The sequence below is a fragment of the Hymenobacter sediminis genome (assembly GCF_003231285.1).
GTDB lineage: Bacteria > Bacteroidota > Bacteroidia > Cytophagales > Hymenobacteraceae > Hymenobacter > Hymenobacter sediminis.
Genome location: NZ_QKNS01000007.1, coordinates 23,563 through 49,343 on the forward strand (window position 1 = coordinate 23,563; position 25,781 = coordinate 49,343).

28 protein-coding genes are annotated in these 25,781 nt (G+C 57.3%); 20 read left to right on the forward strand and 8 right to left on the reverse strand.

The features are described from left to right. Nucleotides 1–149 precede the first annotated feature (149 nt). Together DNI29_RS17700 and DNI29_RS17705 are read left to right on the forward strand one after the other, a co-directional pair. Nucleotides 150–1,493 carry a TlpA disulfide reductase family protein gene (locus DNI29_RS17700; RefSeq protein WP_110979472.1) on the forward strand — a complete coding sequence of 448 codons (1,344 nt, stop codon included), beginning with the start codon at nt 150–152 and terminating at the stop codon, nt 1,491–1,493. 185 nt (nt 1,494–1,678) lie between these two features. After that, a complete protein-coding gene (locus DNI29_RS17705; protein WP_110979473.1) occupies nt 1,679–2,785 on the forward strand; it encodes an FUSC family protein in 1,107 nt (368 codons plus the stop codon). 2 nt (nt 2,786–2,787) lie between these two features. Here DNI29_RS17705 and DNI29_RS17710 read toward each other — a convergent pair whose 3' ends face one another. Further along, nucleotides 2,788–3,354, reverse strand: coding sequence for a GNAT family N-acetyltransferase (locus tag DNI29_RS17710; RefSeq protein ID WP_110979474.1), 567 nt, complete (start codon nt 3,352–3,354; stop codon nt 2,788–2,790). Nucleotides 3,355–3,480: 126 nt separating this feature from the next. After that, nucleotides 3,481–4,005, reverse strand: a complete 525-nt coding sequence (locus DNI29_RS17715; protein WP_162303653.1) for an SMI1/KNR4 family protein — start codon at nt 4,003–4,005, stop codon at nt 3,481–3,483. A 371-nt stretch (nt 4,006–4,376) separates the two neighbouring features. Between DNI29_RS17715 and DNI29_RS17720 the strand changes: the two genes are divergently transcribed. After that, nucleotides 4,377–4,877: a hypothetical protein gene (locus DNI29_RS17720; protein ID WP_110979476.1), complete on the forward strand. Its 501-nt coding sequence runs from the start codon at nt 4,377–4,379 to the stop codon at nt 4,875–4,877. Between the two features lie 175 nt (nt 4,878–5,052). Beyond that, a complete protein-coding gene (locus DNI29_RS17725) occupies nt 5,053–6,180 on the forward strand; it encodes an MBL fold metallo-hydrolase (RefSeq protein ID WP_110979477.1) in 1,128 nt (375 codons plus the stop codon). A gap of 180 nt (nt 6,181–6,360) precedes the next feature. Here the strand turns inward: DNI29_RS17725 and DNI29_RS17730 are convergent, their stop codons facing one another. Continuing rightward, nucleotides 6,361–7,764 (reverse strand): cytochrome P450, encoded by a 1,404-nt coding sequence (locus DNI29_RS17730; RefSeq protein WP_110979478.1) that lies wholly within the window; start codon nt 7,762–7,764, stop codon nt 6,361–6,363. Nucleotides 7,765–7,935: 171 nt separating this feature from the next. On the opposite strand from DNI29_RS17730, the gene DNI29_RS17735 reads away from it, so the two are divergent. After that, a complete protein-coding gene (locus DNI29_RS17735) occupies nt 7,936–8,244 on the forward strand; it encodes a hypothetical protein (protein WP_110979479.1) in 309 nt (102 codons plus the stop codon). Nucleotides 8,245–8,348: 104 nt separating this feature from the next. On the opposite strand, the gene DNI29_RS17740 is transcribed toward DNI29_RS17735, so the two are convergent. Then, complete coding sequence (locus tag DNI29_RS17740; protein ID WP_110979480.1) at nt 8,349–9,329, reverse strand: polyprenyl synthetase family protein; 981 nt, start codon at nt 9,327–9,329, stop codon at nt 8,349–8,351. A 490-nt stretch (nt 9,330–9,819) separates the two neighbouring features. Here DNI29_RS17740 and DNI29_RS17745 point away from each other — a divergent pair, with 490 nt between their 5' ends. After that, nucleotides 9,820–10,692: an alpha/beta hydrolase family protein gene (locus DNI29_RS17745; protein WP_110979481.1), complete on the forward strand. Its 873-nt coding sequence runs from the start codon at nt 9,820–9,822 to the stop codon at nt 10,690–10,692. 4 nt (nt 10,693–10,696) lie between these two features. Then, nucleotides 10,697–11,179: a 2-amino-4-hydroxy-6-hydroxymethyldihydropteridine diphosphokinase gene (gene folK / locus DNI29_RS17750; RefSeq protein WP_110979482.1), complete on the forward strand. Its 483-nt coding sequence runs from the start codon at nt 10,697–10,699 to the stop codon at nt 11,177–11,179. 161 nt (nt 11,180–11,340) lie between these two features. On the opposite strand, the gene DNI29_RS17755 is transcribed toward folK, so the two are convergent. Beyond that, on the reverse strand, nt 11,341–11,964 hold the full coding sequence (locus tag DNI29_RS17755) for a porin family protein (protein WP_110979483.1): 624 nt from the start codon (nt 11,962–11,964) through the stop codon (nt 11,341–11,343). A 630-nt stretch (nt 11,965–12,594) separates the two neighbouring features. On the opposite strand from DNI29_RS17755, the gene DNI29_RS17760 reads away from it, so the two are divergent. Beyond that, nucleotides 12,595–13,161 carry a hypothetical protein gene (locus DNI29_RS17760; protein ID WP_110979484.1) on the forward strand — a complete coding sequence of 189 codons (567 nt, stop codon included), beginning with the start codon at nt 12,595–12,597 and terminating at the stop codon, nt 13,159–13,161. A 430-nt stretch (nt 13,162–13,591) separates the two neighbouring features. Then, the gene (locus tag DNI29_RS17765) at nt 13,592–14,026 is read left to right on the forward strand and encodes a BLUF domain-containing protein (protein ID WP_123823307.1); all 435 of its coding nucleotides are present in this window, start codon (nt 13,592–13,594) and stop codon (nt 14,024–14,026) included. A 10-nt stretch (nt 14,027–14,036) separates the two neighbouring features. Here DNI29_RS17765 and DNI29_RS17770 read toward each other — a convergent pair whose 3' ends face one another. Further along, nucleotides 14,037–14,453 (reverse strand): hypothetical protein, encoded by a 417-nt coding sequence (locus tag DNI29_RS17770; protein ID WP_110979486.1) that lies wholly within the window; start codon nt 14,451–14,453, stop codon nt 14,037–14,039. Nucleotides 14,454–14,540: 87 nt separating this feature from the next. Then, on the reverse strand, nt 14,541–14,957 hold the full coding sequence (locus DNI29_RS17775; protein ID WP_110979487.1) for a hypothetical protein: 417 nt from the start codon (nt 14,955–14,957) through the stop codon (nt 14,541–14,543). A gap of 209 nt (nt 14,958–15,166) precedes the next feature. Here DNI29_RS17775 and DNI29_RS17780 point away from each other — a divergent pair, with 209 nt between their 5' ends. From DNI29_RS17780 to DNI29_RS17825, 11 genes are all read left to right on the forward strand, one after another. Continuing rightward, entirely contained in the window at nt 15,167–15,517 is a 351-nt protein-coding gene (locus tag DNI29_RS17780; RefSeq protein WP_110979488.1) for an SH3 domain-containing protein, read from the forward strand. Nucleotides 15,518–16,066: 549 nt separating this feature from the next. Next, nucleotides 16,067–16,669 (forward strand): SMI1/KNR4 family protein, encoded by a 603-nt coding sequence (locus DNI29_RS17785; protein ID WP_110979489.1) that lies wholly within the window; start codon nt 16,067–16,069, stop codon nt 16,667–16,669. A gap of 46 nt (nt 16,670–16,715) precedes the next feature. Next, on the forward strand, nt 16,716–17,144 hold the full coding sequence (locus DNI29_RS17790; RefSeq protein WP_110979490.1) for a hypothetical protein: 429 nt from the start codon (nt 16,716–16,718) through the stop codon (nt 17,142–17,144). 76 nt (nt 17,145–17,220) lie between these two features. Further along, entirely contained in the window at nt 17,221–18,789 is a 1,569-nt protein-coding gene (locus tag DNI29_RS17795; protein ID WP_110979491.1) for a TPM domain-containing protein, read from the forward strand. 153 nt (nt 18,790–18,942) lie between these two features. Next, complete coding sequence (locus DNI29_RS17800) at nt 18,943–19,725, forward strand: hypothetical protein (RefSeq protein WP_110979492.1); 783 nt, start codon at nt 18,943–18,945, stop codon at nt 19,723–19,725. Nucleotides 19,726–19,749: 24 nt separating this feature from the next. After that, entirely contained in the window at nt 19,750–20,322 is a 573-nt protein-coding gene (locus DNI29_RS17805) for a nucleoside/nucleotide kinase family protein (RefSeq protein ID WP_110979493.1), read from the forward strand. Nucleotides 20,323–20,368: 46 nt separating this feature from the next. After that, nucleotides 20,369–20,584, forward strand: coding sequence for a hypothetical protein (locus tag DNI29_RS24220; protein WP_123823308.1), 216 nt, complete (start codon nt 20,369–20,371; stop codon nt 20,582–20,584). Between the two features lie 112 nt (nt 20,585–20,696). Beyond that, nucleotides 20,697–21,434: a DUF1963 domain-containing protein gene (locus tag DNI29_RS17810; RefSeq protein WP_162303654.1), complete on the forward strand. Its 738-nt coding sequence runs from the start codon at nt 20,697–20,699 to the stop codon at nt 21,432–21,434. After that, nucleotides 21,434–21,652 (forward strand): hypothetical protein, encoded by a 219-nt coding sequence (locus tag DNI29_RS17815; RefSeq protein ID WP_110979495.1) that lies wholly within the window; start codon nt 21,434–21,436, stop codon nt 21,650–21,652. The genes DNI29_RS17810 and DNI29_RS17815 overlap by 1 nt, the downstream gene beginning before the upstream one ends. 38 nt (nt 21,653–21,690) lie before the next feature. Then, nucleotides 21,691–22,512: a hypothetical protein gene (locus DNI29_RS17820; RefSeq protein WP_110979496.1), complete on the forward strand. Its 822-nt coding sequence runs from the start codon at nt 21,691–21,693 to the stop codon at nt 22,510–22,512. A gap of 23 nt (nt 22,513–22,535) precedes the next feature. Further along, nucleotides 22,536–23,102: a hypothetical protein gene (locus DNI29_RS17825; RefSeq protein ID WP_110979497.1), complete on the forward strand. Its 567-nt coding sequence runs from the start codon at nt 22,536–22,538 to the stop codon at nt 23,100–23,102. A 233-nt stretch (nt 23,103–23,335) separates the two neighbouring features. Here the strand turns inward: DNI29_RS17825 and DNI29_RS17830 are convergent, their stop codons facing one another. Beyond that, the gene (locus DNI29_RS17830) at nt 23,336–25,711 is read right to left on the reverse strand and encodes a GH92 family glycosyl hydrolase (protein WP_110979498.1); all 2,376 of its coding nucleotides are present in this window, start codon (nt 25,709–25,711) and stop codon (nt 23,336–23,338) included. Between the last annotated feature and the right edge of the window lie 70 nt (nt 25,712–25,781).

Sequence of the window (25,781 nt, forward strand, 5' to 3'; positions counted from 1 at the left end):
AGCCTGATTTAGAATCATTCCAAAAGGCACTGCTACCTTGCTGGCAGACAGAATGCGTTGCCGGCCTTACATTCGCGACCTTGCTCTCCTTAAACTAATAGCAAGGGGTAGTAGTTTAGCCTCGCATCAACCTTCTTTAACTTTTCCCTATGCCCGTCGCCTTCTCTTTTCGCAAGGCCATAGCCGGGGCCGGACTCGCGCTGGCCGCGGTGGCCTGTCAGTCCAACTCTTCCTCCGAAAAAACCGAGCCCGTGGAAACCACCGGCGCCAATGCTACCTACCTGCCGGCCGGTACCTGGCGCGGGGTGCTTTCGGCCCAGGGCCAGGAAATTCCGTTTCTGTTCGATGTAGAAGCGGGCAATAACAACCAGCCCGTGGCCGTGTACCTCCGCAACGGCGAGGAACGCCTGAAGCTGGACGAAATCAAAACCGTCGGCGACTCCACCACCATCCGCCTGGGCGTGTTCGATGCCGCGCTGGTGGTACGCACTGATGGGGCCGACAAGCTTAAAGGCGCCTGGGTGAAGTACGACGCCAAAGACCCGTATCGGGTAGCCTTCACAGCCACGAAATCCACTGATGCCCCTGCCCTGTTCACGGGTGACAAGAAATCGGCTTCTACCTTCGGGGACCTGCGGCGGGGCGCGACCTTCCGCGTGGAGTTCCGCGACGATGAAGGCCAAACGTATCCGGCCGTGGGCATTATCCGCCAGGATAGCACCAACAGCTCGGCCCTGACGGGTACGTTCCTGACCACTACCGGCGACTACCGCTACCTGGCGGGTAACCTGGTAACCAAAGGTGGTGAAGAACACATCATGCTTTCCACCTTCGATGGCAGCCACGGCTTCCTGTTCGATGGCAAACTGGCCAAGCCGGGTAATATCAACCAGATTTCGGGCGACTTCTATAGTGGTAAATCGGGCCACGAAACCTGGACGGCTACCCTCGACCCGAAGGCCAAACTGCCCGATGCCAACGCCCTGACGGGTATGAAACCCGGCCAGAAAAAGCTCAACTTCAAATTCCCGAGCATTGCGGAAGGCGGCAGCATTTCGACTGCCGACCCCAAGTACAAAGGCAAGGTAGTGGTGGTGCAGATTCTGGGTTCGTGGTGCCCCAACTGCATGGATGAAACCAACTTCCTGGCCCCCTGGTACGAGAAAAACAAGCAGCGCGGGGTAGAAATCATCGGGCTAGGCTACGAGCGCACCACCGACCAGAAAGTAGCCGCCCAGAAGCTGCTGAAAATGAAGCAGCGCATGAACGTGGGCTATGACCTGGCCGTGGCCGGTGAAGCCAACAAAGACGCTGCTAGCCAGTCGTTGCCTCAGATTCAGAAAGTATTGGCTTTCCCCACCACCATCTTCCTCGACAAGAAAGGCGAGGTGCGCAAGATTCACACGGGCTTCTCGGGCCCCGGCACCGGCAAATACTATGAGCAGGAAGTGGCCGAATTCAACAAAACCATTGACCAGCTGCTAGCCGAATAGGTTACTGGTTGCTATTTATCTGACGGGCCTGCTCTCTAAGGGAGCAGGCCCGTTGCGTTTGGCCTCGCCTCTGGCCCCTTTCCTCAGGGAGAGGAGCCAGAGGTGAAGTTCTGCCAAACCCACTTTAGCCTCTCCCGTTTCTCTAAAACCCTGATTGGCCACTGTCCTCCCTACCCCTCTCGTCCATGTCAACCCCCATGCAGCGCTATGTACCCCGCACGCGGCGGGCCGTTCGGAGCCTAATTCAGCTTCATCCGGCGCCCTGGCGCTGGAAGGTAGGTATGGAGGCCGGGCTGGCGCTGGGGTTACCGCTGGGGCTGTTTACTGCGCTGGGGCAGCAAGGGTGGGGGCTGCAGGCAGGGCTTGGAGCCTTCACGGCCCTGTACGGCGCCAGCCTAAGCCGCCGCGACCGAATGGACCTGCTCCCGCTGGTGGCCGCGGGGCTAGTTTTGGCCTCGGCCCTGGGGGTAGCGTGTGCCGGCAGCCTCTGGCTAAGCAATGCGTGCCTAGTGGTAGTGAGTGCAGTAGCCTGCGTGGTAGCGCTGGGTATCCGACTGGGCCCGCCCGGCCCCATGATGTTTGTGCTGGTAAGCGCCGTGAGTGCCCATTTGGCCCGGCCCAAAACCCTGGGCGGAGTGGGCTTGCCGGGCCTGCCGCTGGTAGGATTGGTAGCAGTGGGGGCAGCCCTGGCTTACCTGGTGATTATTGCCCCGCTGCTGTTGCCCTCGGTCCGGCGGCGCCACGGCTCGCCCTCGGGGCTGCGGGTGCTGTATCCACACTTCAAGCTAGACCGGGAAGTTGCCCTGATGGCACTGCGCGTGGTAATGGGCGTGCTCATTACCTGCCTGGTCAGTCGGCCGCTGGGGGCACACCGGACGTATTGGGTCGTGCTGTCGGCAGTGGCGGTGCTGCAGTCCAGCGCTTCCCGGCAGCTGACTACCATCCGAGGGCTGCAACGCATGATCGGCACGCTGCTGGGCATTGGGGTCTTCGAGCTGCTGACGCTAACGCAGCCTTCGGGGCTGTGGCTGGTAGCGCTGCTGATGGTGCTGCAGGCGGCCACAGAGGTAGTGGTGGCACGCAATTACGCCCTCGCCTTGCTATTTATTACACCTATGGCCCTACTGAACTCCACGGCCGGGCACCCCGGCAATACCCTGATTTCGGTGGAGGGACGCGTGTTCGATACCCTGCTCGGGGCCACTATTGCGCTGCTTTTGTTCTGGCTCAGTGAGTGGCTGGTGCGCAGGTTACCCCTCTTTGCTCAGCCCAAGCCAGCCGATGCGCCGTAGCGCTACGCCTGCGGCCGCGGGCGTTCCAGCAGCACAATGGGCTCGGAGTGGTAAGTGGTGCGAGCAAATTCCCGGAAGCCAAACTTGCGGGCCACGGCCAGGGAAGCCGTATTATCGGGGTCGATGATGCAGGTGATGCGGGCGGTGGGGAAGCGTGGCTCGACCCAGTTCAGGGCGGCTTGCACGGCTTGGCTGGCGTAACCGAGGCCGTGCACGCGGGGTGCCAGCACCCAACCGGCCTCCAGAGTGCCTTTCAGGGAGGGCGTCAGGTCGCGCTGGAAGTCGAAGAAACCCACTGTGCCCAAATAGCGACCGGTAGCTTTTTCTTCAATGGCCCAGGCCCCGAACCCTAGCAGCGACCAGTGGCCCTGCTGGCCCAGCATACGACGCCAGGTATCCTCCTCGGTTTGCGGTTTATTGCCCAGGTAGCGGTAAAAGGCCGGGTCGGCGGCAATAGTGGCCGCTTCGGGCAGGTCGGTAATCCGGGGGCCGCGCAGCAGCAAATCGGGGGTTTCCAGTTCGGGAACCAAGGAAGGCGGGGTAGCGAGCAGGCTCAGGGGCTGGGTCATGCGAGCAAGTAGGCCATTAGACATGAATTTAGCAACGCCTCCTGCAACTCGGTTGTGCACAGAGTTTCCACAAGCCGCACATACCCTAGACAGGTTTATCTCTAGTAATAGGTAGCTAGAGAGCATCTAAGAAGTAGCCGACGCCCATACGACCAGCTTTTCGAAAAGCTCGGTCAGGCTATTGGCCACCAGATATACGTTCTGAAACTTTGCAGCATTGGGCATAGGAGAGCCAGTTTCGTCTTCATAGTCCTCTTCGTCCCACTCCAGCTCATGGTCCCACCAATACACATTCTGATAGTTTTCGGGAACCAGAGCCAAGCACAGCTGATTTCCCATGCCGTCATCAGCAAAGGGCAAAAACTGTTCAGGCATCCTGCTCTGATACATCTTCAGCTTTTCCAGGATGGTTATTACTCCTTTATGAGTATTCTTACCATATACCGTAGCTATTCCTGAGCCCTTAAATATGCTGCCATTAGGTATGCCAAGTTCTTCGGGATGTTTGTATTCTGGATCTGATTTGAGGGGTGCAAACCCGACTGAGTTGCGGAATATAAACTCGCCATAGGTTTGCAGCAGCCAAACGTAATCTTGCGGCAATCTGGCACCTACTGCTTTCTCGAGCTCAGCTATTTCAGCTTCATTCAAAGGGCAAAATCGGTCCTGAAGAGGCCTAATGCCTCCTACTATATCAATTGAAGTTTCGATAGACATGCTTTAGCAATTTCTAGCCCTTCAGCTGTTGCTTTATACAAAGTGGGGCACTTCATGGGTACTGCTTCTGGCCCTAACCCAGAAGTTGAGGTGCATACGTGTGCAAAGGCCAAATAAATAGCTTTCAGCTTCAGAATTGGAAGAAAAGGCAGGGCGATTAAAAGAGGCGGTTGGTCGGTGTTTCGGGGGTAGTGCTAGATAGTAGAGGAAACCAACCGGAATAAGGCACCTGGTTTGAATGAGAGATGGCAGAACGTAGCGCATCGGACGCTACCCTCACATCAGCCCTCAACCTTCTCCTTATCATGAAAAAGCAACTCTTCAGCCTCGCCCTTCTCCTTGGTTTGTCTTCTTCCATTGTAAGCACCAGCTTTGCCGCCGACCAGCGCCAGGATGATGGCCGCCAGCAGCGCCAAGGCCGCGAGCAACGCCACGACCGCCGCCAAGACCATGACCGCCGCGGCCAACTCAGTGCTCAGGAACGCCAGCGCCGCACCGATGAGCTGGCCAAAGAGCTCGACCTGAGCAAAAAGCAGAAGTCGAAGGTCGAGAAGATTTTCCAGGATCAGCAGCAGCAGATGCAAGCCCTGCGCGGCCGCTCGGGCCAGGACCGCAGCCAGCGGATCAGCGAGTTCAAGCGCATCCGTGAGAACACCGATAAGCAGCTCAAAGACGCCCTTTCTAAAAAGCAGTACGCCCAGCTGGAGGCTAAACGCCAGGAGCGCATGCGCCAAATGAGCAACCGCCATGACCGGCAGCAGGACCGCCAGGGCCCTGACCGCCGCAGCTTCGGCGGCCGCAGCTAAGCTCCTACCCCTTACGTAGGCTCCAACCTATTCCCAACCGCTCTGCTCGTTTGCTCGGGCAGAGCGGTTTTGCGTAGAGTTGGGGGTAAGGCGGCTCCTTTTTGGTCTTTTGCCGGATGCAGTAAAGTATTTCCCGTATGCAATCGACTACGAGCTTAACCACTACCCCGCACACATGCGCAAACCTCTCCGCTTCCTGGGCCGCCTCACGGTCAGCCTTCTGATTGTTCTGCTGGTAATAGGCGTAGCGTTTGCCAACCTCAGCCCCGAGTTTGGGGGTAAACCCACCAAGGCCCAGCGGGCAGCCTACGCGAAATCGGGGCACTACCAGGATGGGGAATTTCAGAACCTGGTGCCCACTACCCTCATGACGGGCGGCAGCACGGTTGGCTCGCTCTGGCGCTTTCTGTTCAGCAAAACACCCAACGACAAGCCCGCCGGACCGCTGCCCATGCAGCCGCTGGACTCTGTGAGCATCACCCGAAAAACGCCGGAAGTGCTGCGCGTAACGTGGTTCGGGCACTCGGCCAGCTTGGTAGAAATTGCGGGGAAGAACATCCTGCTCGACCCGATGCTGAGCGTGAAGATGGGGCCTATCTCCTGGATTACGCCCCAGCGCTACAATCCGCAGGTGGCCATTACTGCCGAGCAGCTCCCGCCTATTGATGCCGTCCTGATTTCCCACGACCATTACGACCACCTGGACTACCAGACCATTCTGCGGCTCAAGGATAAGACTACACACTTCTTCGTGCCGCTGGGGGTAGGCGCCCACCTGCGGGCCTGGGGCGTGGCGCCGGAGCGCATACGGGACCTGGATTGGAACGACTCAGTGCAGTTGCCCGGCGGCCTGACCATTACCAGCACGCCCGCCCGCCACTTTTCCGGCCGGGGCCTTACCAACCGAAATGCTACTTCCTGGAGCTCTTGGGTGATAAAGTCGGCCGCGAAGCGCGTGTTTTACAGCGGCGACGGAGGCTACGGCCCGCACTTCCAAGCCATCGGCCAACAACACGGCCCTTTCGACCTGGCCCTGATGGAATGTGGGCAGTATGATGCCCAGTGGGCCCAGATTCATATGCTGCCCGAACAGAGCGTGCAGGCCGCCCTTGATGTGCAAGCCAAGCTGCTGCTGCCCGTGCATTGGGGCGCTTTCACGGAGGCCCACCACCCCTGGAACGAACCGGTGGAGCGGGCCTCGGCCGCCGCAGCCCACCTCGGCCTACCCATGACAACCCCGCTCCTGGGCCAAACCGTAACGCTCGGTGCAGGTCCGCTACCGCAGGCCAAGTGGTGGCAGTAAGGGCGTTCTGATGAGAGTTAGGGGGATTAAGCAGAAAGCAGAATCTGAATTTCAGTGAGGATTGAGTGAAGAATATCTGTCATCCTGAGCGCAGCGAAGGACCTCTACCGTTTCGTTGCATTGTCGCCTTAACGAAACGGTAGAGGTCCTTCGCTGCGCTCAGGATGACAGATATTCCGGTTATGCTATCCGCTCAAACCGCAACTCTACCCCTTCCTGTGGCCGCAACGTCACCAGCGGCACGGGTACTACCCCTTCTTGCGTGACGGGCGCGACGGTGAAGTGCCGTAGCGTTTCCAACAGCACCAGCTGAATTTCGGCTAGGGCAAAATGGTTGCCGATGCACAGGCGCGGTCCGCCCCCAAAAGGTAGGTAGGCATAAGCCGGCACCGGCGGCTGGGCGCCCGGCGCGAACCGCTCGGGCCGGAACGCATTGGGCTGAGGCCACAGCGTGGGGTGGCGGTGCAGGCCGTAGATATACAGCGAAAACAACGTGCCTTTCGGAAAGGGGTGTCCCTGAAACTCGTCGTCTTCCAGGGCCACGCGGTCCAGAATCCATGCCGGGGGGTAAAGCCGCATGGTTTCCTGAATCACCTGCATAGAATAGGGCAGACGAGCCAGTTCCTCGAACTCCGGGGCGCGGTGGGCTAGGCCGGCGGCCGCCCGCTCCTGCCGTACCTGCGCGGCGGCCTCGGGGTGCTCGGCCAACAGGTAAAACAGCCAGCTCAGAGCGTTAGCCGAGGTTTCGTGGCCAGCCAGCAGCAGAATGTTGGCTTCGTCCACTAGCTGTTCTTCGGTCATGGGCTCCCCGGTATCCTCGTAGCGCACGTCCAGCAGCATTTGTAGCAGGTCGTTGTGAGGGGTGGCGGGGCTGGCACCGGTCTGCTGGCGCTTGCGGATATAAGTACGGACCAACTCGCGCAGCTCTTGGCTCAGGGCTTCGTGGCGACGGTAGCTGCCGGTGCCTTGCAGCCAGGGCCGGAGGTAGGGCTGCCGGATGGTACGCACATAGAAGGCCTGAATCTGGGTCAGAATATCCGACAGCCGGTCGCGCTCCGCGTCGCTCATGCTGGTACCAAACGTGGCCTGCGCAATAATTCGGAACGCTACCCGCGTCATGGCCTCATGAATATCGACCACAGCCGGGCCGGCCGCCGTGCGGGCTTGCAGCTCCTGGGTCCATTCTTCAGCGGCGGCCTGCATCAGGCGGGTAAGGCCCGCCAGGCGTTGGCGGTGGAAGGCCGGCTGAATTAGGCGGCGCTGCCGTAGCCAGTCGGGCCCCTCGTTAGTGAGCAGTCCGCGCCCGATGTAGCGAATCAGGCCGTGCGTGAGGTCCGACTTAAGGTAGCGACGGTGGTTTTTCTGCAGAATATGCTGCACCAGCGCCGGGTCGCGGGTGACGTAGCAAGGCCGGATGCCCCCCAGGTGCAGGCCCACAGTGTCGCCGTGGGCGGCGTGGGCACGGTTAAGGTTGCCAATAGGGTCGCGGGCCATAGCCAGCGAGGAAAGTAAGGTGCGCCAGCGTGGCACCCACGGAAAAGGCGCCGTCGGCGCCTCTATATCAGGTAACAAGGGGGTAGGCATACGGAAATAGCGGAGTAATGCTTTCCAAGATAAAACAAAAACGAGGCCACCGAGCCAGCAAGCTGCACTCTCCTACCCCTCAGCACAACCCCAAGCCACCGTTCGCGCGTACAGCCTACTAGCCCCTGTGGCCTCCCGAACTTTCTCCAACAACCAAACTCCCGGTTCCTTATGTGGATTCAACAGAAAAATACCCCCGCCCCGCTCGATGAACTGCAAGGCCGTACTGTAGGCCTCAAATTCGAATGCAACGAGTGCCACACCGAAGTTTTCACTGATCTGATTGGCGTGCCCGCTCCCGACCACTTGGCCAACTCCATGGAAGACGACGGCCAGTTTGAGAAGGAAGAGATTAAGTGCCCCGGCTGCGACATGACCCACGAAATCACCGTAAAAAGCACCTTCGATGGTGTGCATTTTGAGGTGTCGGAAGTGGCCCCGGATAGCGTAGCCTACCAGATTGCCGAGCCGGAGCATTAAGCCTCAGCCCACGCAACTCCGGTTGCCTACTGCTTCAACACGAAAAAGGCTCGCCATTTGGCGAGCCTTTTTCGTGTTAGGTCAACGCCTAAGCGAAGTGCGAATTACTTCTCCCGCTCGATGGTGTAGTTGATAAGTTGCTCCAGGGAAGTGCGGGAGGCCGAAGCCGGGAACGTGCGCAGAATTTCCAGGGCTTCGTCGCGGTAGCGCTCCATCACTTTAATGGCGTACTCCAGGCCCCCGGAGGTTTTCACGTACTCAATAACCTGCTGCACCCGGTCCTTGCGGCCATCGTTGTTCTTCACGTTGTAGATGACGCGGCGTTTGGTCAGCCAGTCGGCTTGCTGAAGGGCGTAGATGAGAGGCAGGGTCATCTTTTTTTCCTTGATATCAATGCCCAACGGCTTCCCAATTTCGGCTGTGCCGTAGTCGAACAGGTCGTCCTTGATTTGGAAAGCCATGCCCACCTTCTCGCCGAAGAGGCGGGCTCGCTCAATGGTTTCCGCGTCGGCGCCGGCCGAGGCCGCCCCTACCGCGCAGCAGGAAGCAATAAGCGAGGCTGTTTTCTGCCGGATGATGTCGAAGTATACGTCCTCGGTAATGTCGAGGCGGCGGGCTTTTTCAATCTGCAGCAACTCGCCTTCGCTCAGCTCCTTTACCGCGTTGCTCACGATTTTGAGCAGCTCGTAGTCATTATTCTCCAGGCTCAGCAGCAGACCTTTGCTCAGCAGATAATCGCCCACGAGCACGGCAATCTTGTTTTTCCAGAGCGCATTAATGGAAAAGAAGCCGCGCCGGTAGTTCGATTCGTCCACCACGTCGTCGTGCACCAGCGTGGCCGTGTGCAGCAGCTCAATCAGGGCCGCGCCTCGGAACGATGCTTCTGGCAACGGGTCGCCGCCGCTAATTTTGGCCGTGAAGAACACAAACATGGGCCGGATCTGCTTGCCCTTGCGCTTCACAATGTACCCCATGATTTTATCGAGCAGGAGCTGCCGCGTTTGCATGGACTGGCGGAATTTCTTCTCGAATTCCTCCATCTCGGCGGCGATGGGCGCCTGTATCTGGTCCAGCGTAACGGTCATGCGGGTATTTTGAGCGCTGCAATGATACGGGGAAAAAGGTGAAATAGTGAGTTAGTGAAATGGGGAGTAAGAGCTGCGCCTACCCCACATGCAGTAAGGGTTAAGTACATTTTAGAAGGTAGGGTATTTGTCAAACCAGATTATGGAGTGTGTAGCTAGACTAGCAACTAGTTCCCCCTCCTCAGATGAGAAGGGGCCAGGGGTGGTTGATGATGATAGAACGATAACTAGCCTCAGTCTTTTAGTTCTAGCTTTTCAACCACCCCTAACCCCTCCTCATCTGAGGAGGGGAACTAGTTGCTAGTCCTAGTTTTTGGCAGCAGCCACGCCGTCTGCTCAGGATAACAATGGCTGGCAGAATGGGTTTGTGGGATTTGAAGGGGTAGGACTGCTGGCAGGGCCAGATGGAACCACGCCGTATGCGCCGCCAGAGCGTCGAACTCGCCATTTACCAGTCCACAATCTCACCACTTCCCCTACCTTCGTTTCTATGCCACTGCCCCAGCCCCTCCGCCTCGATCTGCGCCTTGCCAGCCCCCTCCATGCCCGCCCCTTCGCCGCTGATTTGCGCTACGTGCCCACCGGGCAGCCCAAACCGATAGTAGTGTTCGTGCATGGCTTTAAAGGGTTCAAAGACTGGGGCCATTTCAACATACTGGCCGATTGGTTTGCCCAACAGGGGGTAGTGTTTGTGAAGCTCAATCTCTCCCACAACGGCCTAGTAGTAGATGGCACCGGCGACTTGGAGGACCTGGAAGCCTTCGGGCGGAACAACTTTTCATTGGAGCTAAACGACATTGGCACCCTGCTCGACTACCTGCACCAGGCCGACGAAACCCAGCTGCCTCGCACTGAAATGGACCTGACGCGCCTAGCCCTCATCGGCCACAGCCGAGGCGGCGGGCTGGTGCTGCTGAAGGCCGCCGAAGATGTTCGTGTGAAAGCTGTGGTTACCTGGGCCGCTATTAATAATGTAAACCCCGGCTGGACCGAGGAGTTGATGCAGCACTGGCAGCAGCAGGGCGTGTATTACGTAGAAAACAGCCGCACCAAGCAGCAGCTCCCGCTTTACTTCCAGATTGTAGAGGACTACCACCAAAACCGCTTGCGGCTGGATATCCCGCACAACGTGCGCCGCAAGCTTCGGCAGCCCCTCCTGATTCTGCACGGCGACCAGGACGAAACCGTACCTGTGCAGCGGGCCCACGAGCTAAAATCCTGGAAGCCCGAAGCCGAGTTGGCCATCCTGCCGGGAGTTACGCACAATTTCGGGGGTAGTCACCCGTGGCCTTCCCCAGAGCTGCCTACCCAAGCCCTGACTGCCGCAGAGGTGACTATGGAGTTCTTGGGCCGCGTTCTATAGTCTCATGTCTACCGCCTACCTCCTCCTCGGCTCTAACCTCGGCAACCGAACCACGATTCTGCGTGAGGCTATAGATTATCTAAATGCCACCGCTGGCAACGTGGTAGCCGCCTCGGCGCTCTACGAAACCGCCGCCTGGGGCCTCGAAGACCAGCCTGCTTTTCTGAACCAGGCCATCTGTGTGCAGACTACTCTCCTACCCCTCCAACTCCTCGAAACCTGCCAAGCCACCGAGCAGCGTGCTGGCCGGGAACGGCTCATCCGTTGGGGCGCCCGCACCCTCGACGTGGACATTCTGCTATACGATGACCTTGTCCTGAACACAGCGCGCCTCATCCTACCCCACCCACGCTTGCCGGAGCGCCGTTTTGCTTTAGTACCCCTAGTAGAAATAGCAGCCGATGTAATGCATCCAGTGTTAGAAAAGACCGTGGCAGAGTTGTTGGCAGAGTGTACTGATACGTTGAAAGTAACGCTGACAAAATGAGATGCGCGTTTCAGAAGTCAGCTATTTAAATGCTCATCAAAGGGCAAAAAAGAAGCCCGCTGTATGAGCGGGCTTCTTTTTTGCTCATAACAATGCCCTACTTATATCGTTGCTGAGCTAACTACTGCTTCATTGGATTTCTATATCAGAAGCGTGGCGGGCTATTTACCACCGGGGAAAGCAAATCCTAATTGAAACTGAAACACGGAGTTATAAATTTTATTCCCTCCGGGTAGGGCAGCATCTCCATCATAAAGCTTGGTGATGCTGCGGTTGTAGCGGATGCCAACATTGGGGCCGCTCTCCAACTGATAGCCGACGCCCACAATGTAGCCGAACTGGAGCTTGTTAAGTTGGTCCCGACCGGTAATGTCCTCCTGAGCTGAATCATCAAATTTGGTCTTCCGGCCAAATAAATAGCCCACTTGCGGGCCGACTTCTACCACAAAGCCAGCAGCATTAAGGCGGGCTAGGAGTGGTAAATCAAGGTTATGAAAGGTGGTTTTGGAAACGTCTTCGATCTGGTAGCCGCGCTGGGAATACAGCAGTTCGGGGTGCAGTTCAAACAGCCCACCAACACCTAGGGTAGTAGTGGTTGTAATACCAGCCTGAAACCCAAAGCGGTTTTGCACATCGCCTTGGAAGTCTTTGTCGTCGCCAGCCAGCGTGGCGGCCACTACGCCTACTTTCAGGCCGAAACGGGTACCGCCCCCGGTGGTGGATTGGGCCTGTACAGCGGCAGTAGCACCAGTAAGCAAGGCCAAGGACAGAATAATCGTTTTCATAGCTAACAAGAAAAAGAGGTTAGAAAAGGTGTCAGGTTTTGCGCGAGAGCAACCGGTTTGAAAGCATTTGCATGTGGGCTGCCTAACTAAAGACGATAGTTATGTGATTTTGTTTATTTAAAATATTGATTTACAATAATTAAGCTCATCACTTAAAATAAAAACTGCTCAACCGGACGTGTATCTTTTCACCAGATCTGCTTCTTTCGCGACTGTTAGGCAACTAGTCGAGATATTATATTAAGGCTCCAAAGCTGTACACAGGAAAACAGGGTTCGTTGAAACCCGAAGCCGACGCAGAATCAAAAACAGCTGCTCTGCTTGAAGAAGCCAGTGGCTCTGCAATGGGTAGAGGGCCAAGCAGTTTAATGGATGTCTAGACGCGAATATGCTGCTGACATCCTACTTGTTTCAAAGCCGCAATTCAGGTAGGCGATGTTAGGCTTGGTGACGAATTATGCGCCTTTATTTGTCAGAACAGCTGTACTACGGACGAACTCCCCAGATACTTGTTTATTTCCCTTGGTTTGTCACTCTGAGTGCCGCTACAACTGCGAGACATCCAATTCGTAGAAAATACGACCTCAGTACGACGAGCCTTCTCTTTAATCACCTACCTCTTGAACCACTATGGCTAAGCAAGCGCCTGCCACGAAAGCCGACAAGCTCAATAGCCTCTACAAAGAGTGCGGCCTGATCAAGGAAGATGTATTTCAACACCAGCACTACACCATCCTGACCCGGTCAGGTATTGAAAAGGTGCAAGCACATTATGGAATACAGGTTAGTTACAAAGCCCTCAAGCTTGAACCCAAGTATGCAGTTATTAAGGCCGTAGCTAAGATGGACGAGGCAACGGTAGAAACTTATGGAAGCGCTGTACCCGAGAACTGCAAGAACAGCTACTTCGCTGAAACTGCGGAGAAACGAGCCCTAAGCCGGGCGGTACTCAAGCTGACAGGCCTCTACCAACATGGCTTTTTTGGAGAGGAAGAATCTGAGCAGTTGACAGCGGAAGCCAAAGCTACCCCGCAGAAGCCCACGGAGGCCGACCTACTCCATGAGGCCATGAGTCGCTTGCATAATGGGGAAGCCCCAGGCACGGTCTGGAAAGCCCACCCGGACTTGCACAGTAATGAGGAATTTAAGGCCGCTGTGAAAGCAGAAGCAGAACGCCGCAAAGCGGCAGCAGCCTAACCAGAATCAGAGCTACAAGACCAAAGCTGCAATCCAATAACTCTGCCGCTGAAAGTTGGAGCGGCAGTTGTGTGCCATGTATCTCAGCATCTTGAAGTACCGCTGCTAAGGCAACTACTTGGCAGAAGTCATTTTATTTGCCTTTCTTCTACCGGATGGTTGAATAAAAGCACAACCTTAATTAAGAAACGGAGCCCTACCCCTCTCCCCTTGACAAGTGCTTAGGTACTGTCCGGCATGTATGCCCTTGCACTGATCTTTTTAGGTCTCCTACCCCCTGAAGGCAAACAAACTAGTAGTGGCTCTGCTACCTATACTCTCCACTTCCACTCTGTTAGTCATATAAGAGCCCGGACCGTCACGTGGGCAAGTGAAAGAAAGGAACCTTTTACAACGGTTGAGGTTATACCAACTCACCATCAGCCTTGTGATGCACCACATCATCTACATGAGCCGGAGCGTGCAGTCCCTTGGAGACGAGCAGCTACGCACCTTGCTCGAGCAAGCGCGCCAAGCGAATACGCAGGCTCAAATAACTGGTTTGCTGGTGTATGGCAATGGGCAATTTATGCAGGTGCTGGAAGGAGAAGAAGCTGCGCTCCAGGCCCTTTACCAGAAGCTTCAAGCGGATCCACGACACGCAGGTGTAGTAAAACTGGCAGATAAAGCCATCGAACACCGCAGCTTCTCGGAATGGTCCATGGGCTTTCATGCGGCTACCCCGGCTGAGTTTGCTCAACTAACGGGATACGTGGCCCCAGAGCAGGTGGAGTTGAACCGGGTAGGCCTGAGTGAGGCAGACACCTTGCTGTTGCAACTTATGCACTCTTTTGTCCTTCAACCACATAATAGTGGGGCAAATTAGCCTCTCGGCTTCAGCTTGGTAGCGTGCTTATCTGCTGAAGCCAAGAGGCGGCCTCGGCTTCGTCCTCGAAGACCTGGTAGCGTAGCGCGCCGTACGCCTGCTCCCGAATGGCATGGAAGGAGAGGCGGGTAAATACGTCCTGGGAAAGGAGTACGGCTCCCAAGGTAGGGCCATGCGTAAAGTGGCGAGCCTGCCAAAAATCCAAGATCAGGGCTTGTTCGTCCTCAGTGAAAGGGGAGAGCAGGCGTTGGTCGCTAAAGAGCTTGTGCCAGCCCCGCTGCGCCAATAGTTGTCCCGTGTAGGTAAGGATTTGGTGCACGTCGGCCAGTGTGCGCGCACCTGGATGGTAGCGCAGCAGCGCGTAGCCACCCAAGTGAGCGTAGATGCTGGCCATAGCGTTTTCAAAGTATAGGATGGGCTGGGCCACAGAATAATAGCGTAGAAAAAGTAGAAAAATGCCAGCGCCCGTAACAGAGCGAAAGGCGTCTATGCTTATGTAATCAATAGAAATAAGTTACACCAGGGGGCGCAGCCAGGCAGTAGCCGAAGCAACGTCGGCAAATAAATGGTAAGTCAGCGTACCGACGTGCGCAGTCTGCTGCTGCTCGGCCGGTAGCTCCGCGAGCTGCTCGGCCGAAATCAGCACGGCCGTCAGCATTTGTTGTCCCGAGGCATGGGAGGTCTGTAGCCAGTGCTCGTGCAGGAAAACGTGCTCCTCTTCTGTGAAAGGCGTCAGCTGCCGATGATCGGCGAGAATTTTGTTCCAGCCGTGGCGCCGGAGCATATTCTCCAGATGCTGGAGAAACGCCTGGAAGGTAGCCAGCTGGCGAGGTCCAGGATTATAAGCAATAATGGCATAGCCGTCGGGGTGTTCGTAGAGGCGGCCAATGGGATTCTCGAAGTAAAGCGGAAGGCCCGCAAGCTGTGGCATAGGTCGAAGAAGGCGGGAAAGGCAGGCAGTAAGAGAGCAGAACAGTATACTGCCAAAAACATGGTTAAGGTTACCATCTTATGGGTATACTCCTGCAAATATCTGTACTGGCACGAATCATGTCAGAATAAATAGAAAGAATTTGCTGTTTCAGCTGGAGCTTAGCTTGAATTCCTTCTATTTATATACCGGATACGTAACTAGCAATTATGGCTAAGTACCTCACGATGTTCTGGAGCACAGTTGCTTTCATGCTGGGGGCGCAGCAGCCTGTAGTAGCCCAGCAGGCGCCTAAGGCACGCCAATCCGCACCACATGCTACCTGGCAACCTACGCCGGACTCAGCTGCTGTATCAAATTACCTCTACCGGACTAGGTTCCGGAAGGCAATGGATTATCCCCTGCTAGCAGCAGCTGGAAGCACAGCCAAGCAACTCTACACCTGCCCTCCCAAAGCAGCTGTGTACGTGCTGGGCCGGAGCGAAGGCTCCTATACCAAGGTAGCCGTGAACGGCCGGGTAGGATACGTGGCCAGTGCGTGGCTGGCTGACATCCGGTAAATCAGCTAGTCCTGCTCATGCCCTTCCGGATCAGTTGCGCAGCAGGCAGCAGAGAGATTGTATAAACAGAACTCGGGCCGAATAGTTGGGGCTTTTTATAGGCTAACGCACAAATTACCAGCGTAGAAACTTAGCAAGGGAACCCGGGCCGTTTTTCTATTCTATAGCCTCTTGATTGAGGCGCCCTTATAGCGCTTTACTAGAAACCAGCAACTTATGGCTTGCCGCTGGCCAGGTGGCCGTAATCGGTTGGAGGCCTTCCTACCCTGATACGGAGGTAGGAAGGCCTCGCTCTCGGCTGCCTTACCGAAAAGCAGTCGAAGAACACTTGGTCCGGCCCAAGACCATCGGGACACCCGCGTAAGAAAAGGAAGCCCTAGGTGCCACGAGTTGCAGCGAACTAAGCTTGCCTTCTTACGAGGGAGTAGTAAAAGCTAGACTGGCCGGCATAGCCGAACAGTAGGTAAAGTTCGTACCCTTGCAGATGGGGTAATTTATTGTGCCTGTTATCGAGCGTTCTTCCTGACTAAATATTTCCTCAACCTAGTTATGACTTTCGACGAGGCATTCACGGAAATTCACGGATTTTGGCCCGGAGGCCAGCCATTTGCTTTCGGACACGGCAAGGCCGCCGGGCGGCTGGCCGCCGAGTTTGACCAGCCACTACCCGAGGAGCTTCGGACTTATCTTGATGTTATAGCCCCCACAGAGGAAGTGAGCTTTACTACAGTAGGGAACCCGCTCTACTTGTATAGCCTCGACCGGCTGGGCGTACGGCAACCGGGCTACAACTGGAACACCGTCACCAACATGCCCATTGAAGACTGGCCAGCGGGCTTTTTTCTGCTCGGTGATGAAGGCGAAGACCCCGTGCTGCTCGACCTGAGCCAGCCTGAGTCAGGTATTCAGAAGCTGTGGCACGGCCAGGGCGACTGGGAAACCGGCGAGAAGATAGCCGATACGCTAGGACAATTTTTGCTGTGTAGCGCGGCATTGCACCACGCTCTCACCGCTTTTGAGCCAGACCGGATTATCGACGATGAGCGGGGCTTCAACCTGGCCCCACGCGCCGCCGCATGGCTATTTCCCCGCATGAAAGCCTGGGCCGGACCACAATACAGCGCGTGGTGCTCAGCATTTGATAATGCCTGAACGGCCGCCCTGTAAAGCGCACTTCACGTCTATACTGCTGGCTTTTATGACAACCGACGAAATAATTGGGGAGCTAAACCACCTGACTGTCGATAGCTCCGAGGATTATGCTCAGCTGGACAATCTTGGGGAGTTGATGAACGGCTTACAACAAAATAGCGACGGTCATCGGGCTTGCCAGGCAATCCTAGGCGTTCTGGAGCGGCACCCGCAGGTTGAATTTGGAGCGCCGGGCCAGTTGGTACACACTCTTGAGAGTTACCGCGGGCATTACGAAGCCTTGCTGCTGGCCTCCCTAGACCGGCAGCCAACGGCAATGACCGTCTGGCTACTTAACCGGCTGATAAACGCCGCCGGCCCTGAAAAGCCTTTGCTGGTAGCTCACCTGGGCCGTTTGCATAGGCACCCTCGCGCCGACACGCAGGCGCAGGCAGCCGTTGAGGAGTTCTATCGTGTTCAGCAAGGAGCAGCATAGCCTTTCCATTCTGCATATAAAACAAAAGCCAACGGAGATAACCCGCAGGCAGCTTGGGCCTTCTTACGCGTTATGTATGCTTCGATATTTTGTTTGCTGGCTGGTGGGTGTGGGGTTACTGGTTGGCTGCGAGTCGCCGGAACCCGCTCGCCGCATCACGGCCGAAAACTACCTCACGGCTATTCCTGACCCCAAAACGCTGGGCGAAACGTATGTTAGTGACCCTGATAGGGTGCTGAGCCCCAGCACGGCCTCCAGCCTCAATGCCCGCCTCGACAGCCTTGACCGCAGCGGCCGGGCGCATATTGATGTGGTGCTGGTGCGCAGCCTGGGGGAAACAGTGCCCAAAACGGCCGCCACAGCGCTGTTTAATAAGTGGAAAATCGGCCGCAAAGACACGAACAATGGTCTGCTGATGCTGCTTGTGCTCGACCAGCGCCGGGTGGAGTTTGAAACAGGCTATGGCCTAGAAGCCGACCTACCCGACATTATCTGCTACCGCATTCAGCAGCGCTACATGCTGGAGCCAGCCCAGGCCGGCGACTACGACCGGGCTGTGCAGCAAGGTGTGGCGGCCATCATCAGGCGGCTGCGTCCTGCCGCCCCCCTTGCCCGGCCTCGGCTGGCTACCGCCGATGACTCGACTAAGTTCTACCTTGACAGCCTGCAGCGGTCAATAATGGCGGAATCCGGCCTACCCGACGCTGATGACCCGCTGGAAACGGCCCTGCCGGGCGAAGACCAAACCTATAATTACGCCCCACCTGAACCCGGCCTACCCATTGGCACCCTGACGGTTGCGCTGCTGGCGCTAGTGCTCTATCTGGTGCTGTGGTACTGTACCACCCGGGACCTGCGCGGGCGTGGCTGGCTGGTGCTGCTACCCCTTGGGTTGCTGCTAGCCCTGGTCGTGCCGGCCTTGCAGGGGGCACTGGCTACCGAGCTATTTTTTGTGCTGATTTACGGACTGCCGCTACTGTACTTACACGGCTATTTTGGATGGCAGTACCGGCGGGCACGGCGCCCCGTGGCCCCCACAGACCGGCCCGAAGCGTACGGACAGCTACAAACGGCACACCAGGGACTGGCTTTCACGGCCTATCTGTTTCCGGTGGGGCTGGCTCTGTACTGGCCTTGTTACCGCCGCCATTTGGCGCAGCTGCGCGACGCGCCCTTTGCCTGCCCCGAGTGTGAGCTACCGATGCACAAGTTGGATAACGAAACGGAAAAAGGTCACCTGGAACCGGGCCAGCAGGCCGAAGAAAGAATCCGGGCAATAGACTACGACGTGTGGGAATGTGCCAACGGCCACCACCTGCGCCTACCCTACCCCAACCCCGAAAGCGAGGCCAGCGTCTGTCCGGCCTGCCACCACCGCACGTTTGCACCGGGCCGGCTGCGAGTGGAGCAAGCGGCTACAACCAGCGCTGCCGGCTGGGGGTGGCGAATAGAAAAGTGCCGCTTCTGCCAGCACGAAGTAAAAACCCGGGAGGTTATTCCGCAGCTATCCAGCCCTACCCGGAGCTCATCTTCTAGCAGTTCGTCCTCGTCATCATGGAGCAGTAGCTCAGACAGCTCTAGCTCGGGCCGGAGCACCAGCAGCGGTGGTTCATCGGGTGGTGGCGGCGCGGGTAGCAGCTGGTAAAAGAGCGTGTTTATTGATAGATGACGGACCTTAATTATAGTACGCTGGGCTCTCGTCAGAACCGATAACTTCGTACAAATCGGTTTGCACCGCCCCAACGCGGGCTAAGCAGGAAACGTACTGGTTGAGCTACCCGACGTTTTCTGCGCGCTTATGCTGCTTGGCGTATACTGGTACTATGGTTTCCCAGAGGACTTGTACCGTTTCGATTTCTTCCGCTTCTGCCCAGGCTTTGGCGGGCACGCCGACGGCCCAGCCGAGCTGACCGTGACCGTGCAGGCCCCTGACCCGGCGGCCCTGCTGGCCCAGGTGCGCGCCGTAGCAGCACGCTACCCTGATGGCTACCTGTTTGCCTACGCGCACACTACCCAACTGCGCCTCACCCTGGGCGACTACGCCCTGACTGACTATACCTTTCATGTAGCCCAGGAGCTGGAACAAGTGCTACACCAGCAGCAGGCTACGCCCACCGCTGAGCCGCTGCCGACCGATACGCCGCTGCTTCGCCTGGCTGAGCCCCAGGACCCTACCCCACCCTACCGCTACAACCCAGTGCTGCAGGCTGTGGCTGCAGGCCCCCAAAAACACCGGGCCGAGGTGGCCCTCCTCCGCCTCGACTGCCACCTGCCGCTAGTCCGGCAGCCCGACTTTCTAACCACTCTGGCCGCGCTGTGCGAGCAATTCAACCTCGACGTGCTGTATTATTACGACTACATAATCACGCCCCAAGTGAACCTGATGGTGTTTTTCAGCAACGGTCGGCAGGGCGTGGGCGGTCAGCCCCTGCGCTACACCGACACAGCCGCGCTGACTACGGCCGTAGCCGCGAGCTTGGCTGCCCACGGCGGGCGCCCCAAGCACCTAGGCAAGCAGAAAGAGTACCCCCGACACGGCCCCCACATCATCCGCATGGTTGATATCGACTTTGTTTTGTAATGTTACTCGCTTCCCGTCCCTGCTATGCTGCTTTTGTATTGCCTGAGCCTGTTGCTCTCTGCTACCCCGCCCCAGGCACCTTCTACTCCCGCTTTGCCTGCCGCCATTCGCCGGGCGCTGCCTGCTGGCTACGAAGTGCTGGACGCTGTGCAAGGTGACCTGAACCGTGACGCCTTACCTGACTGGGTAGTAGTGCTAAACAAGCCCGATGAAAAGCAAACTTCCGATGTAGTGGACCACCCCACCAAGCGCCCTTTATTGCTGTTTGTGGGTGGCGCGGGCGGCTCCTATACTCTGGCGGCCCGCTCCGATAATGCCGTGTATTGCGTGGACTGCGGCGGCATGATGGGCGACCCGTTCGTGGGCTTGGCCGTCAAAAAGGGCTATTTCACGGTGGAGCACTACGGCGGCAGCGCCCACCGCTGGACGCGCTACGTCACCTTCCGCTACGATGCTGCTTCGCGTAGCTGGCTGCTGCACCGCGACGGTAATGAGCGGTTTCACGCCCTTGACCCTGAGCATGGCACTAGCACCGCCACTACTGCCAAAAACTTCGGCCGGGTGCCGCTGGCCAAGTTTAATATTTACCAGGAGTAGCCGCTTCTTTGGGTCCTCTTTACTGCCTATTGCTTAGTTTGCCAGCATGACGGTTTCGTTTGACTTTCAGAGCCTGAAACAGCAGCTAATGCAGGCTACCCAAGCGGCTTTCCTGGAAATGCTGGCCCAACACCCTGTCGAAGGATTTTACAGCTTTGCCAGTTCTGGTAACGCTAGTCTGAAGGTGTGCCACCTCAATGCCCATGGCGAAATGCCTGACGACGCGCCCAAAACATACATGGCACTACCACTGTCCCGCTAAGTGGACCTCCTACCCCAGAGCAGTGGGGCGTATCCCCCTTACACCCAGTACCAGTGCTTTTTTTAATGAACTAGCCGCTTCGTTCTGCGCATGTATTCGCTTCGTTAATCTTATGACTTCTGAACCTTTGCTTAGTGAGCAGCTCCGCGCCCAATTACAGAGCTTACTGCGCACCAAACAGCAATTATTGATAGAGCCGACCAAACAACGCCCTGCCGCCTCACAGCTACTCTCGCATATTGGAGGCGACCCGTACTTCGAAGTGGGCGAAACCTGGCCTATCAACCCCGATACGGGCCAGCCCCTGGAGCTGATTTTTCAACTGGTAAACCCCGACGGAACCATGCCCTGGCCCTTCGAGGCGCAGGTAGTGCAATTTTACCAGAACTATCACTGGGGCGAGCTGCCATTTGACGACGGCGACCCGCGCGATTATAGGTTAAAAGTATACCCCCGCCTGCGCCCCGAACTGATGGCCCAAGTGCTCCGCCCGGCCGAGCTGCCGACTATAGGCTTCAGCCACATCCGCACCCAGGCCGTGCCGTCCCTACCCGACGTTGACGAGCTACCCGACCTGGCTCCTGAACTTCAGATGTTGTGTGAGCAGCTTCGCCCCAAAAACTGGCGTAAGGCCTACCGTCAGGCTGTGACCGAACTGTCCGGCGAGCCCGACTTGGGCTCCTGGGTGGGCGGCTACGCGCAGTGGCTGCAAGGGGCCTACCCCACGGGCACATTCTGGCTACAGTTTGATAGCACGGAGGACTTCGCCTGGGGCGACTCGGGTCTTCTTTATTTCTGCGTAGATGGCTCCGACCCGGCCACCATTTCTTTCCAACTGCAAAGTTGCTAATGACCAAGCCATTGCTGTTCGGTGGGACCTTGGCTCTAGCTGGCCTGACACTGCCCGCATACAAAACTTACCGCAACCAGTGCTTCTGTTACCGCATCGATTACCTAGCCAATTTCAAGCCGCAGCCCGAAACTGAAAATGGCGACGGTCGCGAGTTTGTATCGCCTGACGAGCTAACAACACTGTCGGCTTCGGCTGAGCCGCTTATGTCCCTTTGAAATTTCATCAGTTTATGAGGAAACCAGCTTGCTTTTACATGGCTGCGCTGCTAAGTAGTTCCGCGTTAGGTCTGTCGGCCTGCCAACCTGACCAGCCCACTAGCACAACTACCCGTCAGCAACCGTCAACTACTTCAGTTGCTGAAAATTCCACGGCAAGGGCTACCGCCGATACGCTGCACGTAGCCGATTCGCTGGGCCACCGGGCGGGTATTTTGCAGCTGCGTGCTAGCACGGAGGCCAATTTTGCCAGGCTACCCGCCGGCCCGCTGCCCACCCGACCCAGCGACCAGGAAAACCAGTCGAACGTGCCCGATGCCCCACTGCCCGCCGATGGCCGGGTGCAACGCCAGGGCGAACTGCTGGTGCTGCGTCCCACCCAGGGGCCGACCGTTACGCTTACCCCCGTACCCTCGCCCGACGGGCCGGAGGGCAACGACAATGCCTACTACTACTGGGGCAGCCTACCCCAGGCCCACCAATGGGTGATTGACGTGGCTACCGATGAGGGTCCGGCCGTGCTGCTGGTGGACCAGCGCACCGGCCGCCGCACCAGTCTGCTGGGCGCGCCCAGCATCTCGCCCGATGGGCGCTACCTGCTCAGCGTGTGCGAGGACGTAACCAGCGGCGGCACGCCTACCAACCTCAGCCTTTACCGTTGCGACAGTGCCGCCCCGCAACTCGTCTGGTCGCGTGACTTGTCGGCCTGGGGGCCGCGGGCCGCCCGCTGGCGCGATGCCCGCCACGTGGTGTTGCAGCAAGCACACGCCGACCCCGACCCGAACTCGGACGTAGCTGAGGCTGCCAGCCGGGTGCGCCTCACGTACGCTGAGTTGGAACTTCCTACGCAGCATAACTAAACTTGCTTCCGATTTCCTTTCCAATGATTCGCTTATCTACCTGCTCTGTTCTGCTGCTGGCTGCCCTAGGAGCCTGTACTGAGACCACCGACCAATCTGCCCAAAAACCGGCTACTGCCCCTCCGCCTACCTCCCCTGCCGCACCGCGTGCTACCCTGCAAACAGCCTCGTACGCCGGCGAATACAACTGGGGCGATACGACGCGGGAGCAGGCCGGCGGTACGCTCCTGGTGTACCCCGAAACTGACTCTACGGTGCTGCTGTCGCTGGATGTGAGCAACGGGCCGCCTTCTTTTAACCTAGGTCAGTTGTATCGGCGAGCGGTGGTGCGTGGGGGCGTAGGCCGGTGCTCGTTTAAGGAAGATTACGACTCCCTAGGTTGCCGCCTGCGCCTAGTCTTTGCCCCCGAACAGGTTGTGATTGAAACCGAGCAGGGCTACGACGAATGCGGATTTGGTCATAGCGTGTCGGCCGATGAAACTTATCGTCGCACCAGCTCGGCGGTACCACAGCAGTTTGTCAATGCCGAAGGTACTAAGATCAGCTTCAAGACTACCTCTCCCGAGCAGTATAACTCCTCCGACCAGTAACACGCTGATTATTTTACAGATGCACCCATCGCACTTCATATCCGAGTGCGTAACGGCCAACTTGGACTACCTTTCAGCAAGATGCCGCGAAAGCAAAACCTACCCCCTGTGAAGGGCAGAAGGTCCTGCTTTCGCGGCATCTGTATTTGCACCTGATACTATCCGGAGTTCGGAAGTAGCAAGTCTGCGCTCATGCACACTGCTGAGCTTTCATCATAAAGCCAGCAGTAGCTCTACTGCACTGATGGTGGCGGGGTCTTGGTACCCCAGGCTTTGTTGGGCTGAGGTCCCATCGTGAATACAAGTCGTCCGCCCTTCATTAGTTCATCACGGTAAAGCCAGCAATTGGTGAGTGGTTTACCATTTAGCTCCGCCGATTGCACGTACACGTTTTGCTTGGAGGTGTTCTTGGCTTCGATTACCAGCTTCTTCTGGTTGCCCAACTGAATGGTGGACTTGCTGAAAATCGGGCTACCCAACTCAATGATAGGCCGGGCATCGGTGAAGCCCTTCACATCAAACAAGCCTAGCGCAGTAATTACGTACCAAGAACCCAGCTGCCCTTGGTCCTCATCCTGGCCGTAGCCATACCCGTGAATGGGCTCGGTGCCGTAGAACTCGTCGCAGATCTGGCGGGTCCACTTCTGCGTCAGCCAGGGCTGGCCTGAGAAGTTGAACAGCCAGCTGATGTGCAGGCACGGTTGGTTGCCGTGGTTGTAGATAGCGTTAACGCCGGCGAAGGCATCTATCTCTTTGCCGCCCCCGAAGCCCGTTTTGGCCGAGGCCGTAAAGATGCTGTCGAGGCGGTTGTTAAACTTATCACGCCCTAGGGCCGCAATAAGCCCGGCAGGGTTCTGAGGTACGTAGAAGGTGTACTGCATGGCATTGCCTTCCTGAAAACCGCGCCACGGCTCAAAGGGCTTGAAGTTGCTTGCGAAGGTGCCATCGGCCAACTTAGGCTGCATAAGCTTATTCTGCGGGTTCAGAATGGCTTTCCAACCATTGGACAGCTTAAGTAGCTGCTCATAATCGGCTTTTTTGCCTAGCGACTTCGCCATTTGCGCAGCAGCAAAGGCGCTGTAGCTGTATTCCAGGGTATGCGAGTTGGAGAAGTAGGCGCCAGTCGAATCCGTCTTGAACCATACTCCTTTATCTTCCTTGTAGCCTTCTTTGAAAGGCACGTAGCCGTATTGGGTAAAGGCTTTCACGTCCATTTTACCTGAGCCAAATGGGCGGTTGCGGTAGTCTAGCTCGTTAGCGCGGACGGCTTGGTAAGCCAGGTTCACATCGTAGTTGCGGATACCTGCTTGGTAGGCAGCCGCCACGGCTAGCCCCACAAAGTTGGTGCCTACCCCCGAAACGTATTGGCTGTTCGCCAAGCCGTCGCCAAACCAGCCCCGGTCGCGGTACACTTGCAGTTGGGTGTTCACGAAGTTGCCGTACCACTCGGGGTAGGACAGTGCCCATAGCTGCGTCAGATTCCAATAACCGCCCCAGATAGCATCGGTGTTAATGAACTCGGGCTTAGGTCCAGGGCCGCTGGCCACCAGCTTGCCTACTTGGCCGGCGTGGCGGGGGTAGTCGCCGTTCACGTCGCTGGCAACGCCGCGCCCCAGCAGGGCATGAAACAGGCCGGTATAGAACTTGGTCTTGTTTTGCTCATCGGGGCCTTCCACCGTGATTTTGCCCAGCTCGCGCTGCCAGGTAGACTGCGCGGCGGTGCGGGCCTGGTCGAAGGTAAGGCTACGAGCTTCAGCTAACAGGTTAGCCTTGGCATTGGCAATAGAAGTGTACGAAAGGCCGACCTTCAGCTCAATCTTTTCCTGAGCGGTGGTTTGGTAATTGAGAAATAAGCCTGCGCCCTTACCCGTAGCCGATTTCGTATTGGGCTGGGTTCCTGCGGTAGTGAAGGCCCCCACGCTGGCGGGCGCCTTGCTGATTTCCCCAAAGAAATACATGTTCACCTTGCCGGCGGGGTCATACGTCTTTACGTACTTGGGGTAGGTACTCACGAAGCCCTCTACGTGCGTGGCGTCCACCATCCGGATGCTAGCGTCGGTCACTTCCCCACTCTCGCCCTGCGTATTGCCAATGTCGAGAATAAGGTGAGCTTGGTCGTTCTTAGGGAAAGTGTAGCGGTGAAATCCTACCCGCTTGGTTGCCGTCAGTTCAGCGGTGATGCCATAGTCGTCGAGCAGCACACGGTAGTAACCTGGCTCGGCCACCTGATTTTTACGGTCGAAACGCGAGCGGTAACCAGTAGCGGGGCCCTCTAGGTCGCCGGGCTTCACGCGCAGCTCGCCCGTGGTGGGCATAAAACTTACGCCGCCTACCTGCCACTCGTGAAAGTGTACAAACCCCTCGATGGAGTTCTGACGGGTGTCATACCCTACTGCTTCCCAGCCGGACGCGTTGCCGTAGTGGCCGTTGGTGGAGGGCGCCAGCTTGGCCATGCCGTAGGGCACAGCCGCCGGGGTGTAGAAAAACCACCGGCTGTGCGCCGTGCCAATGTTAGGGTTTACGTACTTGAGCACATTCTGCGCCCGGGCTTCAGCTCCCGTTAACAGCAATACCAGGGGCAGCACGCCGCCCACAAAAGACACTTTCATACCAAAATTTTAAGAGTGGTAGGCGCTGGCAAAAGGTCCGCGCCCGGCTCCCACTACCGGACGCGGACGA

Coding starts and splice junctions, on each gene's coding strand:
- DNI29_RS17700 (WP_110979472.1), top strand. CDS start 150: ATGCCCGTCGCCTTCTCTTTTCGCAAGGCCATAGCCGGGGCCGGACTC.
- DNI29_RS17705 (WP_110979473.1), top strand. CDS start 1,679: ATGTCAACCCCCATGCAGCGCTATGTACCCCGCACGCGGCGGGCCGTT.
- DNI29_RS17710 (WP_110979474.1), bottom strand. CDS start 3,354: ATGACCCAGCCCCTGAGCCTGCTCGCTACCCCGCCTTCCTTGGTTCCC.
- DNI29_RS17720 (WP_110979476.1), top strand. CDS start 4,377: ATGAAAAAGCAACTCTTCAGCCTCGCCCTTCTCCTTGGTTTGTCTTCT.
- DNI29_RS17725 (WP_110979477.1), top strand. CDS start 5,053: ATGCGCAAACCTCTCCGCTTCCTGGGCCGCCTCACGGTCAGCCTTCTG.
- DNI29_RS17730 (WP_110979478.1), bottom strand. CDS start 7,764: ATGCCTACCCCCTTGTTACCTGATATAGAGGCGCCGACGGCGCCTTTT.
- DNI29_RS17735 (WP_110979479.1), top strand. CDS start 7,936: ATGTGGATTCAACAGAAAAATACCCCCGCCCCGCTCGATGAACTGCAA.
- DNI29_RS17740 (WP_110979480.1), bottom strand. CDS start 9,329: ATGACCGTTACGCTGGACCAGATACAGGCGCCCATCGCCGCCGAGATG.
- DNI29_RS17745 (WP_110979481.1), top strand. CDS start 9,820: ATGCCACTGCCCCAGCCCCTCCGCCTCGATCTGCGCCTTGCCAGCCCC.
- folK (WP_110979482.1), top strand. CDS start 10,697: ATGTCTACCGCCTACCTCCTCCTCGGCTCTAACCTCGGCAACCGAACC.
- DNI29_RS17755 (WP_110979483.1), bottom strand. CDS start 11,964: ATGAAAACGATTATTCTGTCCTTGGCCTTGCTTACTGGTGCTACTGCC.
- DNI29_RS17760 (WP_110979484.1), top strand. CDS start 12,595: ATGGCTAAGCAAGCGCCTGCCACGAAAGCCGACAAGCTCAATAGCCTC.
- DNI29_RS17765 (WP_123823307.1), top strand. CDS start 13,592: ATGCACCACATCATCTACATGAGCCGGAGCGTGCAGTCCCTTGGAGAC.
- DNI29_RS17775 (WP_110979487.1), bottom strand. CDS start 14,957: ATGCCACAGCTTGCGGGCCTTCCGCTTTACTTCGAGAATCCCATTGGC.
- DNI29_RS17780 (WP_110979488.1), top strand. CDS start 15,167: ATGGCTAAGTACCTCACGATGTTCTGGAGCACAGTTGCTTTCATGCTG.
- DNI29_RS17785 (WP_110979489.1), top strand. CDS start 16,067: ATGACTTTCGACGAGGCATTCACGGAAATTCACGGATTTTGGCCCGGA.
- DNI29_RS17790 (WP_110979490.1), top strand. CDS start 16,716: ATGACAACCGACGAAATAATTGGGGAGCTAAACCACCTGACTGTCGAT.
- DNI29_RS17795 (WP_110979491.1), top strand. CDS start 17,221: ATGCTTCGATATTTTGTTTGCTGGCTGGTGGGTGTGGGGTTACTGGTT.
- DNI29_RS17800 (WP_110979492.1), top strand. CDS start 18,943: ATGCTGCTTGGCGTATACTGGTACTATGGTTTCCCAGAGGACTTGTAC.
- DNI29_RS17805 (WP_110979493.1), top strand. CDS start 19,750: ATGCTGCTTTTGTATTGCCTGAGCCTGTTGCTCTCTGCTACCCCGCCC.
- DNI29_RS24220 (WP_123823308.1), top strand. CDS start 20,369: ATGACGGTTTCGTTTGACTTTCAGAGCCTGAAACAGCAGCTAATGCAG.
- DNI29_RS17810 (WP_162303654.1), top strand. CDS start 20,697: ATGACTTCTGAACCTTTGCTTAGTGAGCAGCTCCGCGCCCAATTACAG.
- DNI29_RS17815 (WP_110979495.1), top strand. CDS start 21,434: ATGACCAAGCCATTGCTGTTCGGTGGGACCTTGGCTCTAGCTGGCCTG.
- DNI29_RS17820 (WP_110979496.1), top strand. CDS start 21,691: ATGGCTGCGCTGCTAAGTAGTTCCGCGTTAGGTCTGTCGGCCTGCCAA.
- DNI29_RS17825 (WP_110979497.1), top strand. CDS start 22,536: ATGATTCGCTTATCTACCTGCTCTGTTCTGCTGCTGGCTGCCCTAGGA.
- DNI29_RS17830 (WP_110979498.1), bottom strand. CDS start 25,711: ATGAAAGTGTCTTTTGTGGGCGGCGTGCTGCCCCTGGTATTGCTGTTA.